General features: G+C 53.8%; 12 protein-coding genes, 1 tRNA gene and 1 pseudogene. 1 reads left to right on the top strand and 13 read right to left on the bottom strand.

Annotated features, from left to right (window positions below; translation table 11 throughout):
* Positions 1 to 168: 168 nt before the first annotated feature.
* The 4 genes from LQE90_RS02730 to LQE90_RS02745 all read right to left on the bottom strand — a co-directional run bounded on the left by LQE90_RS02730 (position 169) and on the right by LQE90_RS02745 (position 4,997).
* Entirely contained in the window at positions 169 to 1,563 is a 1,395-nt protein-coding gene (locus tag LQE90_RS02730) for an APC family permease (protein ID WP_216529150.1), read from the bottom strand.
* Between the two features lie 220 nt (positions 1,564 to 1,783).
* Positions 1,784 to 2,695 carry an acetamidase/formamidase family protein gene (locus LQE90_RS02735; RefSeq protein ID WP_216529149.1) on the bottom strand — a complete coding sequence of 304 codons (912 nt, stop codon included), beginning with the start codon at positions 2,693 to 2,695 and terminating at the stop codon, positions 1,784 to 1,786.
* 57 nt (positions 2,696 to 2,752) lie between these two features.
* Positions 2,753 to 4,192 carry a sodium-dependent transporter gene (locus LQE90_RS02740; protein ID WP_216529148.1) on the bottom strand — a complete coding sequence of 480 codons (1,440 nt, stop codon included), beginning with the start codon at positions 4,190 to 4,192 and terminating at the stop codon, positions 2,753 to 2,755.
* A 256-nt stretch (positions 4,193 to 4,448) separates the two neighbouring features.
* Positions 4,449 to 4,997: a DUF308 domain-containing protein gene (locus LQE90_RS02745; protein ID WP_216529147.1), complete on the bottom strand. Its 549-nt coding sequence runs from the start codon at positions 4,995 to 4,997 to the stop codon at positions 4,449 to 4,451.
* Between the two features lie 263 nt (positions 4,998 to 5,260).
* Between LQE90_RS02745 and LQE90_RS02750 the strand changes: the two genes are divergently transcribed.
* A tRNA-Met gene (locus LQE90_RS02750) sits at positions 5,261 to 5,337 on the top strand.
* 84 nt (positions 5,338 to 5,421) lie between these two features.
* On the opposite strand, the pseudogene LQE90_RS02755 reads toward LQE90_RS02750, so the two are convergent.
* From LQE90_RS02755 to LQE90_RS02795, 9 genes and pseudogenes are all read right to left on the bottom strand, one after another.
* Positions 5,422 to 5,616: pseudogene (locus LQE90_RS02755) on the bottom strand (hypothetical protein); the annotation flags it as partial.
* 247 nt (positions 5,617 to 5,863) lie between these two features.
* Positions 5,864 to 6,466 carry a DUF6933 domain-containing protein gene (locus LQE90_RS02760; RefSeq protein ID WP_216529146.1) on the bottom strand — a complete coding sequence of 201 codons (603 nt, stop codon included), beginning with the start codon at positions 6,464 to 6,466 and terminating at the stop codon, positions 5,864 to 5,866.
* 8 nt (positions 6,467 to 6,474) lie between these two features.
* Positions 6,475 to 7,239, bottom strand: a complete 765-nt coding sequence (locus LQE90_RS02765; protein ID WP_216529145.1) for a hypothetical protein — start codon at positions 7,237 to 7,239, stop codon at positions 6,475 to 6,477.
* On the bottom strand, positions 7,230 to 8,186 hold the full coding sequence (locus tag LQE90_RS02770) for a MarR family transcriptional regulator (RefSeq protein ID WP_216529144.1): 957 nt from the start codon (positions 8,184 to 8,186) through the stop codon (positions 7,230 to 7,232). Before LQE90_RS02770 ends, LQE90_RS02765 begins: the two co-directional genes overlap by 10 nt.
* Positions 8,187 to 8,723: 537 nt before the next feature.
* The gene (locus LQE90_RS02775; RefSeq protein ID WP_216529143.1) at positions 8,724 to 9,650 is read right to left on the bottom strand and encodes a tyrosine-type recombinase/integrase; all 927 of its coding nucleotides are present in this window, start codon (positions 9,648 to 9,650) and stop codon (positions 8,724 to 8,726) included.
* A gap of 406 nt (positions 9,651 to 10,056) precedes the next feature.
* Positions 10,057 to 10,290 carry a hypothetical protein gene (locus LQE90_RS02780; RefSeq protein ID WP_216529142.1) on the bottom strand — a complete coding sequence of 78 codons (234 nt, stop codon included), beginning with the start codon at positions 10,288 to 10,290 and terminating at the stop codon, positions 10,057 to 10,059.
* A 25-nt stretch (positions 10,291 to 10,315) separates the two neighbouring features.
* Positions 10,316 to 11,290, bottom strand: coding sequence for an SGNH/GDSL hydrolase family protein (locus LQE90_RS02785; protein WP_216529141.1), 975 nt, complete (start codon positions 11,288 to 11,290; stop codon positions 10,316 to 10,318).
* A gap of 8 nt (positions 11,291 to 11,298) precedes the next feature.
* On the bottom strand, positions 11,299 to 12,888 hold the full coding sequence (locus tag LQE90_RS02790) for an MBOAT family O-acyltransferase (RefSeq protein ID WP_216529140.1): 1,590 nt from the start codon (positions 12,886 to 12,888) through the stop codon (positions 11,299 to 11,301).
* Positions 12,889 to 12,922: 34 nt separating this feature from the next.
* The gene (locus LQE90_RS02795) at positions 12,923 to 13,159 is read right to left on the bottom strand and encodes an acyl carrier protein (protein ID WP_216529139.1); all 237 of its coding nucleotides are present in this window, start codon (positions 13,157 to 13,159) and stop codon (positions 12,923 to 12,925) included.
* Between the last annotated feature and the right edge of the window lies 1 nt (position 13,160).

The following is a 13,160-nucleotide window of genomic DNA, read 5'->3' on the forward strand; positions in this document are numbered from 1 at the left end:
GCTCCCCCTTCGCGTAGATCCGCCTTGATCAGCATAGTATACCGACACCCGCGCGAGCCGCTGCGCAGGCAAACGCAAAGCGCCGTCGCGCGCCAAGCGAACGCACCAACCCGAACGGCAAAGCGGGCGACCCGAAGGCCGCCCGCTCAACAATCAATCGCCTGTGCGCTACACTTCCAGATGCCTGAACGCCTCCGGAACCTCCTTGTAGCCCTTCGATTTCACCGCGCCGATAATCAGGCCGATGACCATCCAGGAAATGCCCACCGCATAAGTCTGCAAATCAAACCCGGTGAACACGTACACCAGAATGAATATGCCAAGCCAAGGGCAAATCAGGTACTTCACCACGTCGCCGAACGAAGAGCGCTTCTTTTCCTTCACGAAGAAGAACAAGAACACGGCAAAGTTCAACAGCACGAACGACGACAGCGCGCCGAAGTTCACGAATGCCACCAGCGTGGTCATATCCAAGAACATGGGCAGAATCAAGGACACAACGCCCAATGCAATAGACGCAATGTAGGGCGTCTGGAACTTCGGGTGAACCTTGCCGAAGATGCGCGGGATCACGCCGTCGCGGCCCATGGAGTACAGCAGGCGAGAAGAAGCAAGCTGCGCGTTCATGATGTTGGCGATACCAACAGCCACGATATTCACAACGAGCAGCAGCTTGTACAGAACGGGACCGCCCGCCATAAGCGCTGCGTTAAAGAATCCCATTTCGGGATCAACCTGCGAAACGTCGGGCTGAATGAGCGCGGCGACGTAGGTCTGCGCCACGAACACGACCACCATGATGCACAAAGCGATGAGGATGCCCTTGCCGATGGTCTTTTCGGGCTTCACGGTTTCCTCGGCCAACGTGGACATGCCGTCGAAGCCAAGGAACGACAGGCATGCAATGGAAACCGCCGTCGCTATAAAGTGCGCATCAACCTTACCCGGCTGATAGATGGGGTCGATCGTCAGCTGACCAGCACCGCCGCCGCCCAAAACGAAGCTCGTGCCAATAGCGATGAACGCGATAACGGCCAGGATCTCAACAACGAAAATAACCCAGTCCACGCCCTTCGTCATCTGAATGCCGCGAATGTTCACGAACGTGTTGAACACCACAAACACAACAACCCACAGATACCACGGGCTTCCCGGAACAAGCGCAACGCCCCAGTTCGCCACCATAACCAGCAGCAACGACGGAACGAACACGTAGTCCAACAAAATGAGCCAACCAGCCATGAAGCCTACGTGGGGATTGATGCCGCGCTGCACATACGAATACACCGATCCCGCAATGGGAAAGCGCTTCGACATGCGCATGTAGCTCATGGCCGTAAAGCTGATAGCCACGAAGCCTACGATGTACACGAGCGGCGTCATGCCGCCGCTGGCGATTTGGATTTCGCCGTAGATGGACTGCGGAGCAATGATAACCATGAACAACACGCCGTACAAAACGACGTCGCGCAAAGTCATGCCCCTTCGCAGTTCTTGCTTGTAGCCGAACTGCTCGATGCTCTCTCCGGACGCTTTCGCCGGAGAATCGGTTTGAGCCGACATAGTCGGTCCCCCTTACTAACGTGCAGCCGAAGCCGCCTCTTCCTTCGCCGCTCCGCTGCACTAAAGCGCTGCAACCCAGCGCGCTTGCGCAGCAAAGCGCATCCTCGAATTATCGCGCTACCTTGTCATCGAATCCACAACTTTTTTGTAAACGGACGCTTACATAATTAGAGCCGGGAATTCACCCGGCTCCAACAGCGCCCTTCCCGGTAAAACTCGCTTACGGCTGGGGAACCAGCGGCGGGAACTGCGGCAACTTCGGCGTCCCAACGCGCAGGCTCAGCTGAACCTCGCAGGGCTTGCACGCCTGAGACAACTCTACGTCGCTTTGCACCGACATGTACATGTAGGCGTCGATAGCGTCCCAACCCGTAATGCGCATGAGCAAACGCTGCATCTCCTTGGAGCCGTTCATCAGGGCCTCGTCAAACTCCTGAGCGCTCGCGTTCACGTACCACTTGCCGTGCGGGCCAAACGTCTCGAGCACGGGCCAGTTCAACTCGAAATCCTTCACCAGCGACACCTTCACTGTAATGTCGGCAGCAATCTCGATGCCCGTGCCGCACAGTTCGGCGTCGCCCATGGTTGCGTGCACGTCGCCCATTTGGAGCAGCGCGCCCGGCACGCGCACGGGGAAGTACATGCGAGTTCCCTTGGTGATCAGTTTGTTGTCAAGATTGCCCCCATGAGCACCCACGAAACCGTCGATGACATCCTCGCCGTCGGGCGCGGTTCCTATAACCCCGATCATGGGGTCGATGGGGAATTTAACGCCGTTGAACTCGGCCATGCCGTCTTTGATGGGGATGATCTTGCTGCGGTAGTCGGTCGATTCGAACAACGGTCCGCAGTGGTCATCGGTTGCGATAACGCCCTGGTCAGCAACCTGCACGTCGTAAATGTCAACCACCAGCACGTCACCTGGCTGAGCACCTTCCACGTACACGGGACCAGCAGCCGGATTGGTGAACCCGTACGAGAAGTTCAAGTCCTTCATGGTGACGTCTTCGGTAGGAATGCGTCCGGCAAAGCAATCCTGCGTCTTGAACAGCAAAACCTCGCCCGGCTGCGCAGTGTAGCAAGGCGCATTGTCCTTGGAAAACTTAATGACCTGATCTTCGATGACCTGCATGATGCCTTCATCCTCCTTGGGTTGACGATTCGTCCAGTATATTCCTTCAGCGTTCCGCTACGCCATACCCAGCCATACCGCCACTTTCGGTGCATACCCCATAACGAAAATGATCAGAATCAGCGAGGGGATGCCGAACTTCAACCACGGAAGCGACCATGCCGGGAACTTCAGCCCCTTGCCCGTGTCGGCTTCGGCCAGGAAGTTCTCCCAACCCCACCCGCTTTTCGTGACGCAGAACAGCACGAAGAACAGGCTGCCCAGCGGCAGCAGGTTGTTCGACACAATGAAGTCCTCGATAGACTGGATGTCGCCGATAGCCGGAATGGTGACGCCCGCGAGCACGTTGAATCCAAGAGCGCACGGAAGACTGAGCACCGTCACCAGAATAGCCGTGCGAGCAACGGCCACCTTGCGACTCCAACCCCACTTGTCCATAGACCAGCTGATCAGGTTTTCGAACACCGCAATGATGGTGGACAGGGCGGCAAAGCTCATGAACACGAAGAACAGCGCGCCCCATAGCTGACCCATGGGCATTTGATTGAACACGCTAGGAAGCGTAGCGAACACCAAGCCCGGACCGCTGCCCGGCTCAACCGCAAACGCGAAGCATGCAGGAAAGATGATGAGACCGGCCATAAGGGCAACCGCCGTATCCAAGCCGCAGATGCGCAGGGCCTCGCCCGTGAGCGAGCGCTCTTTGCCGATGTAGCTGCCGAAGATCTCCATGGCGGCGATGCCCAGCGAAAGCGTGAAGAACGCCTGGCCCATAGCCGCGTACACGGCGTCGCCGAACGTAGCCCATTGCTCCGCAGGCGTTGCCCCGGCGAACAGCTTGCCAAAGTCGGGGATCAGGTAGAACTCGAGGCCCTCCAAGCCGCCCGGCAGGGTAACGGCGCGCGCCACCAACACCACCATGATGCCCAGAAGGCACACCATCATCACCTTGGTGATACGCTCGACGCCTTTCTGCAAGCCCAGGCTGCATACCAAGAAGCCTAAAACGATGACCACCAGCATCCAGCCCACCAATTCGGTGGGGTTCGCCAGCATGTCGTTGAACACCTGGCCGACACCCGCGCTATCAAGGCCGTTGAACGCGCCGGTTCCCATTTTCACCACGAAGGACAGCATCCAGCCGCCCACGGTGGTGTAGAACATCATGAGCACCATGCACCCGATGTAGCCCCACCACGAGAACCAATGCCACTTCCGCGAAGGCTGCAGCGTATCGAACGCAAGCGCCGCGCTTTTTTGGCTGGCGCGGCCCACGGCGAACTCCATGACCATGACAGGCAGACCCAGAATGATCAAAAAGACCAGGTACATAAGCACGAAGGCCGCGCCGCCGTACTCGCCCACGATGTAGGGGAAACGCCACACGTTTCCCAAGCCGATAGCGCATCCGGCGCTGATCAGGATAAAGCCCAACCGCGACGCGAACCGCTCACGGTCGGCAGTTTGCACGCCGCCCGTCCCCTTGCCCTCGCTCATACCACGCTCCTCTTGCAGATATTTGCACGCAACTGCCTGTTAGCAAAACGCTGCAATTGTAGCGCAAAAAGGTGGGAGAACCCGGCTGCGAGCCGCAATGTGCCTGTTCGATCGGGCGAAACGACCGACGCAGCCTACGCAATCGGGAGAGCGGCGGGCCGGGGCGACCGGGGCTGGAAACAGGGCTACAGCCGAAGGCGGAGGCGGGGCGTGGCCACAATCGAGCGCGGAGGCGCGGTTGAAAGCGAGGCGTGCTCTAGCGTAGGTCTTTCGAGGCTTGTGCGAGCCTGCGCTCGATGACCAGGTCGCCAACGCCCTTCACGATAAGCAGCACGCCAAGCATCAGGACGAATGCCGCCGTGGTTTCGAAGGGATTGACCACGATAACCACGCCGCCGATGGCCACGGCGGCGCTTATCACTATCGAAGCGATCCACGTGCTGCCCTGATACGCGCGCAACTCGATGGAGCGAATCGCGTTCACAACACCGCCGACAAGCAGCAGAATGCCCAAGATCAGCGAGAAGAACCCGGCAACAGCCTGCGGAAACAAAAACACGAGCAGAGCCAACACCAGCAGCACGACCGCACTGGTAAGCACCCCGGCAGACCGGTAGCGACCACTTGAAGATCGAAAGTAGGAAAACAGCGACGCAGCACCGGAAACAGCAAGGTACAAAGCCAACAGGTAGACTACGGTAAGCACCGTCGCCCCCGGCCAAAAAGCCAGAAGCAGGCCAAGAGCAATGGACAGAACGGCCTGAACCAGAATATTGGAGCGAATCACGTCAATGAACGACTTCATAACTTGCCTCCATTTGATTGGCGATTTGTCGAGTTGCCTGCATGATACCCCCGGATGAGCGCACGACGCAAAACTGATGAACGGCGGTTTTCTTCACGCAGCGGACATCGCGTTGATCCAGTCGAAGCTATATCACAATTATGAACATTTTATGAATTACTAGAAATCGTTTGCTTCTTATATTGAATGCTAGTAATATTCATTTTCGCCGCTTTTCCTGTTTGAAGGCACTTTGAGCAGGAAGGGTAGGCGCAACACCATGTTGCGGGGTGGAGCAGTCTGGTAGCTCGCCGGGCTCATAACCCGGAGGCCGTAGGTTCAAATCCTGCCCCCGCGACCATGAAACTTGCAGCAGGCCAACCGATAAAGACGGTTGGCCTGCTTTTTTTGATCTCAAGAATCTAAAGCAAAGCACCTCCGTGGGTTATAGGCAGAACTGTGTGTCTGCGGGCTGATCATAATCGATTCTGTATGGCCCGCTTGAATGAAGGTCGCTCCACCGGACCGCCGTGCCCCATTGGGCGATAGCCCGGTCTTTCTCGCTCGTCTCCGCAGCCGCTCGGCACATCTCCGCGATCGTCGCGTCGGCGGGCATCTCCCGCAGGATGTCGGCAGGGGCCATGGGAAGTTTCTGTCAGCTGCAGCTTAGGAGAGGTGATTCGTCTGGACTCATCTTGCACAAACTAACGTGAATCATTAGTTTGTGCAAATACAATCCGTGAAACGAGAGCAGACTCGGTGGTTTCTTGCTCTTAATAGCGTCACTACGCAAATGCATCCCTGCTTCGTTAGTCCACCTATTGACAACAATTGTAGTCAAATACAGATTCCGCAAGGTCTATGTTGTATCGAACCTAGGTTTGCACTTATTCCACCCCGGGAAACTTAATAATCTTGGCGGTTTTGGATTTACCGGCAGAGTCGCGCTTCTTTTCTTCCAGGTATCGCCCGAAGCCGCCTTCGTTGATCAGGAACTCCATGTCTTCGCCAAACGCTTCACGCGGCACGACGTAGTCCGTGCGAGTGGCACAATGCGTAAGCATCTGGTTCACCCATTCGGTCATTTCAGGTTGAAAACGCATGTCGGGTCTAATCTCATCGTGGTAGAACCAAAGATCTTCTACCATGCGGTTCATTCCGCCTACGGCTTTGCGCCCGTGTGTTTTAGTGAATGTAGGCGCGCCTGCAGCATCGAAGTACTTCTGCCTTACCCAATCCGGTATACCGTCTGTTTCCATAGCCTGGTCGATAACGTCGGGAACGATGGAGCCGAGCTTCCTCCAATCGGCACCAGTCATTGTGCGCACACCAGCAAAGCGCGTGGCAGCATTCACAACAACAAGCATCTTGCGACCATTGATATCGGCGCGATGCACGTCCCAGCAGAAGAACAGTCGGGGCTCATCGCCGTAAGACGGTTGCTTCCATTTTAGGAACTTCTGTAACGGGATCGTTATACCGAATTCCATACGTTCTCCTATAGCTTGTAAACACGCTTCAGCAGTTCAATTGCTTCGTCGAGCGTAAAGGGAACACCGATCTGTTGCAGCGGAACTCCCTCAGTTTCTGCAAGGTTGCAAAACGCAACCATATCGGCCCTTATTGAGGGTACAAGCTCTGATGAAGTATTGGGGCCAAATAGCTGGGCAAGCCTAAACACGTCTTTCTTATGCTTCTTCAGGTCGCCGGAGTTTACGTGCTCGCCGCGTGCCTTTCGGGCGGAAAGGTCTATGTACGCCTTTGCCTTGAACGGAACAAGGTGCACCTCGTCAAGTACGGTTACGCCGTTTATAGTTTTACGACCCGACTTCATGTAAGCGTAGTAATTCTCGTCAAGCAGGATTGCTGAAAGACTTGATATTTCCTCGTCTGCCGGTAGCGGGACAATGGTCAATTCTTCTGGCGCTTCGATAAACGACGGGGCTTTGCTGAACAACTCGATCATACTGGGAAACCCGACGGCTTTTGGACTGGTGAAACGGTAGAAATGAACAGTGTCGGAGCTTTTCCAGCCACAGGTATAGCCACCATCTTTGACCATCTTCCAGACAGCACTTGCCCCTTCAGGAAAACGGTTCTCGATAATCAGAATCAGATCAATGTCTTTAGTTATTCGAAAAGGAAGATCGGCGCCTCTCAAAATGATGTCGCATGCCGTTCCGCCGATGACGGTATAGCAATCTTCCATGTCTTTCATGTATTCAGCAAAGCGGTCTAATCCGTATACCTCGCTTATTGCCATAAGTCCTCCTCATTAAAAAGGGAATTAAGCTCCCCGAAGATTCTTTCGTCCTGCTCTTCTACCAGTGATAGCGCAAGAGATACGTTGTCAACAACGTCAAGCCCAGCTACTAAGGGATCGTAAGACCATATCTGGAGTTCAATCATTTCGGCATTATCAAGCTCGCCTTCAAGAACTTCATCGAAGACAAGGCTCTTTACTGCGTTTTTCGAAACAGCTTTTTGAGCCACCGCCGGATAAGCGAGCATCGATCGCGACGCAAGCGCGCTGTCTCCTGCGTCTGGTAGGGTCTCAAATACAGCGCTTTTGCGGGCGAAGATCCTTCGTACTGCAGGTGTTGTCAAATAGGGCATCGCTTGTTTAAGTAACGCATTCTTTGCTTCGTCATATGAAAATACGATATTGCGTCCATCTTTTGACTTGGTAATGAGCTCACGTTCGACAAGCTCGTCAAGAGCGCGCGAAACGCTGCTGGTAGTAAGGTTCGTGGTCTCTTTTAACGCCGAGGCACTTTTGACGTCCGGGTTGGCGATGATGGCAACTAAGGCAGCTTGGGTGCTTGGAGCTAGATACTCCCCAAAACTACGTTTCTCTGTTTTTGCTGCAGCAATAAAACCAAGGAAGGGAAGATACGCCTGCTTATCGGGAACAACAAAGGGAATACCCTGCTGAACAAGTGCTTTTCGTTGTCGGGCGTCGATGTTGTCATTGGTTAGCACAATTGGCATGCCTGCCCTTTTGGCTGCTTGGTTGAATACTCGCTTCAATTCGGGAAGCGTTGCATTGCCAGATATGGAGGCAATCACAAAGCGCACTCCATCAACGCTGCAGAGATAATAATCTGCAGCGCGCTCCAGAAAGAGCGGCCAACTAGATGAGTCAGAATAGCTCTCAGTACCAAGGTCAAACCCAAGGCTGTCTTTTAAGTATCTGGATACTTCTTTCATAGGACTCTTTCTGCATAATCCCAACATGCTTGCAATTATACATTTTTACTGCAAGAATAGCCAATCTCACTCCCAATGTCCACTCTCGACGGTCTCTTAATGGCCGGTAGCATCGTGATGAACGGTTTGGCTGCCGGCAGCCACTTGAACCATTTCGGTATGATGACCGCTGCCTTCCCCGGCCATCATGTGGGCCTTGCCGTGGGCAACCTCGTTGCTGGTGATGCCCGAGCCGCAAACATTACAGATTGATCTTTCCTCGTAACCATAGGCTGGATGGATTCATCCCATGCCGCAGAGTCCTGAACCCAGACCTGCTTGTAGTCCACAACCCATTTTTTGCTTGGTGCGGCAGGCGCGCTTTCATTGTTGCTCGAAGAACCGCTATTGCCGCCACCAGAAGTCCCGGAATTGCTGCTGCCTGACGGCGCAGGTCTTAGTACCTGTGCTGGATCGGTTCCGATGGGTTGGCTATCAGAGCCAGCAAAACCGTTCTCTGTTGTACCCCGGTCCGCCGGTGCATCGGCATTCTGTTCTTCATTCCTTGCTTAGCAAATCAGGGCGGTAGGGTTTAGTGTCTTCACCAATTGTTCCGAGGATATAAGGGTCTCCGAATTTAATACCCATTGCCTTGCAGATGTTCTGCTTGTCACCGCGTATAGCCACAAGAACGCGCGTGGTGAAGGCTGTAAGCGGGATGGTGCGCTGGCTACCCGCCGTCTTAGGCTCCTTTACGTAGTAACTACCGTTCTCGCGTCCAAGCGCATGGGTAACGCTGATGGTCTTTTTGACTTCATCAAAATCAGACCAACGGAGTGCGCATATTTCGCCACGACGCATGCCGGTAGTAAGCGCAAACTTTATTGCTAGTGAAAGCGGATTGTGTATTGAATAGCGCGCGATGGAGAGCATGCGCGTGCGATCTTCACGTGAAAGCGCGTTGATTTTAGTCTTTACGCGCTTGGGAGGCTTGCAGAAGTCGCAAGGGTTTTTGGTTATTAAATCTTGAGCTTGAGCAAACTTGAGCGCTTGCTTGAGTAAGCGGAATGCCTTTGAAACGGTTTTTGGCGCGTATCCGTTCTTAATCATGGAAGCCATCCATTGGTTGATGATAGGTATGGTGAGCTCGTCTAAAGTGACGTTGCCAATGTATTTGGTTATCCACTTTGTCTCGGTTTTGTACCCGCAGATGGTTGACCGCTCAACCGTTCCGCTCATTTCCTTATAAGTGATAAACGATGCCATGAATTGAGCAATGGTAACGTTTGTTCCAAACGCACCGCCTTTTACTTCGAGCTCGACAATGAGTTCGTCGCGGGCACGCTCTGCCGCTTTAAGAGCTTTACCTTCGACCGTGTGGAAGGTACGAATTGACTCATTTGTTAGTGGATCCTTGTGCGTAAGGACTACTTCCCATTTGTCGGAATTGCGCCTTCTGCGCATGCTTCTGGTGGTGTACTTCATCAGGTTGGCTCCAATCTTTTCCACAATTCTTCCGACCGCCATTTTGACCGCCAATTGACCGCCAAACCAAAATTGGAGTAGCTGATTAAATTGACTTTGTGGAATTATTTGAAGCTAAAGATGCAGGTCAAAACGTTGCTATAGAATGACATGCACTTGCTGGAGTACCTGATTATACGCACCTATTCGCTCATAACCCGGAGGCCGTAGGTTCAAATCCTGCCCCCGCGACCATGAAACTTTCAGCAGGCCAACCAATAAAGACGGTTGGCCTGCTTTTTTGATCTCAGGAATCTAAAGCGAAGCACCTCCGTTGACTTGCTCCCCGGAGCACTACCCACCTCGATCCTTGCTTTCGCCTGTATAGCGCGTGCTCAAAATCCAACGCCATGCACTCGCCGCCCCGCTATCCCAGCATGTTCCCAAGCATAGACATGACGTCGTTTTCTTCGGGCTCGGATACATTGCTGTCATGTCCGCACTCTGTACAAATCCAATGACCGGGCAAAGTGGTGAAGTTCGTCTGGTCGTTCAGACGCGCTTTACAGTGCTCGCAAAACCACTCGCCCTCGTTGACAGCGTCTTCATTGCCGCCGTTCAAGGCGCCCAGCAGATCGACAACGGAATCAAAAATACCCATAGTGCTCTCCTTCAAGGTTGTTGGTCTAAAAGGCTTCAGCAATCTGCTGCTTGTACTTCTCAAACGATGCGCTCCATTGGCTAAATGCGGTGTTCGAGCGATGGTCAGGAAGACCATATTTTCCCGACAGGAGTTTTCCTAAATAAGCCGAGACCTTAGTTGCGCCACTTAAATTCAAGTGGTCTCCTTTGTCGTACGTATCAGCATTCCAATCGATTGGAACCTTGTTGGGACCCATATTCAAGTCGTAATAGTCAACACCAAGTTCCTTAGCTAGCTCGGTAATGCTGTTATGCCTGGCCGTGTTCCAATTAACCGTGCTCGGCGTGCTAACAAGCACAGGGGTCACGCCATTTGCCTTGCAAAGCTTAACCATGGCAATGAGATACTGGCGATTAACAACATTGACCGGCAGCGCCTCGTCACTTGGCGCCATGTGGTTGGCGGCATCGGCCGGGTTTACCCCACGGTTAACAACAAACCCCTTCAACGGATCGCTCCAAGTAGCCAAGGGCTTCCCCGCGAAGTCCTGCGCGCCCAGCCTCTTCCATCGATCGTGATATTCAAGGACGGGCAGCTTGTTCTGGAAAAGACTCAGTATCGCGTCATCTGGTTCAATCGGCGCGAAAATAGAATTCGTTTCGAATACTACAACCTTGGGCTTTTGAGAAAGGAGCGCCTTCTCGAGCAGGCAATATCCATACGTCAATCGTTGACCCGAAGTAGCACTCACGTACGAAGTGAAGCCATGCTCCCCCCACATCTGCAGTGGAGAAAATGAACTGAACGCTTCGCTATCGCCAATGAATACAGCATCAAGAGAACGATTCGGCTCGCCAAGAATTCCATTGGCTGCTTCTGCAACCTGACCGAATTCTTTCTGGTTGTTTTTCGGTTGGACAACGTTCGACACCAACCAAAGAAGACCGATAGTTGCTGCCACCACAAAAATCGCGGTCACAACCACCTTCAGAGCGCTCTGTAGTTTTACTGCTCTCATACATGCTCCTAAAACTGCGCGTACATAGGGTCAACCGGCATGTATCCAATGCCATAGGCACCAAACGTTACGGTTCCCACAAACAAAAGGATCACAAGGCCCCATCGCATAGGCGCGCGTCGCGCCGCTACCCATTCCCACACATTGCAGCCCCGCTCTTTCGCTACACCCACCACCAGAACCAGCATCATAAACAGGGCCACGATGATGCCGTCGCCTACGCCAAAGCCAATTTGCAATGCCGACCCTGTCGTAAATGCTTCAATAGTGAAATTGCCCGCAATCCGACCCACCATGGCAAGTCCCGCCTCCAACGAACTCGAACGAAAGAATAGCTCGCCAATAAAAATGATCACGAGAGTGCGCGCCGTCTGCAAAGCTCGATAAGGCCAGCGGTCGCGGTTGATACCAAAATGCTGCGCCACACGTGCGCATTGAGGCTCGATCAATCCACCTACCATAATCAAAACGAAGTAGTACAAACCAAAGAAAATGTACTGGCTGCCAGCGCCATGCCATAAACCATTGCCAATCCAGACACAGAAAAGGGCGACAGCGCTTGCCAAAAGCGGGCCGTACCTGTTTCCAAAACGCTTGCGCGCCTTAGTCGTCAGCAGCTTGCATGGCTTAGACAGAGAAATCGGATAATACACGTAGTCCTTAAACCACAGACCCAACGTAATATGCCAACGCTGCCAAAATTCGGAAGCAGTACGCGAGAAGAAGGGCTGTCTGAAGTTTTCCGGCAACGTCACGTTGAACACGCGACCCATGCCCAGGGCAACGTCCATCGTCCCCGAAAAATCACAGTACAACTGAATGGTGTACAGAATCGCCGCAAGGGCTATGACGCCGCCATCATACGAACCGTAGTTGTCGAACACCGGCTTCACGAACGCATTCAACCGATCTGCAACGATAATCTTCTTTGCCATGCCCCATACGATGCGCAAGGTTCCGGCGTACAGGTTCTTCCGATTCAGCGGTTCGCCCGCAGTAAGACTTGGAGCAACGTCGTTGTACCTACTGAGCGGCCCTTCCATGATTCCCGGGAAAAATGCCAGGAACAGCGCCACATGTCCAAGGTTTTTATCGGCCTTCGTGCGCTCGCGGTACACGTCCATAACGTACGAAACGGCCATCAACGTATAAAACGAGATTCCGATGGGCAAGGCGAAGCTGGGGATGGCAAGGTCAACCGAAATGCCGAAGGCCGCAAGCACCGAGGCCAGGGACACTCCGAAGAAACCCGAGTACTTCAAAACGGCCAGAATACCGATATTGATGACGACCGCCCCGGCAACGATGCGCCGGTTCTTTCGCTTGCAGGCCTCGCGCATCTCACGCTTGCCCGAGCTAGCCTTTGCCGGTTGCCGGTTTTTCTTTTCAAGGTTGGCGTCTATCATGCGGGCGCATGCGTACACGACCACCGTCGACAGAGCAACGAACGCAACAAGCGCGCCGCTCAGGGCGAAGAAAAAGCCGTAGCTGGCCAGCAGCAGCACCGCCCACCTAAAACGCCTTGGAGCTATGCCGTACAACATGACCGCAATCGGCAAAAAGGCCGTGAAGAAAAGGGCGGAATAATACGACGTCATTAAAACGGTTCCCTACTCGCTCGATTCGCGCAGGCTAGTCTTGCTCTGCTTGCAGGCGCGCCATCAGGATGCACATGGCATCAACCGAATTGAAATTGTCGGGAACGATTTCAACAGGCGGTATTTCGACGTCGAATGCGTCTTCGAGTTCGGCCACAAGGGCGACCATCGTCAGCGAGTCAATGCAGCGTGAATCGATAAGATCGACGCACATCTCATAATCCGCGCCCGGGTTGATGTCTTCGAGAATCTCGATGATTTGACGTTTCATG

Origin of the sequence: Paraeggerthella hominis, assembly GCF_021044775.1 — a bacterium.
In the GTDB taxonomy this organism is placed as follows: Bacteria; Actinomycetota; Coriobacteriia; order Coriobacteriales; family Eggerthellaceae; genus Paraeggerthella; species Paraeggerthella hominis.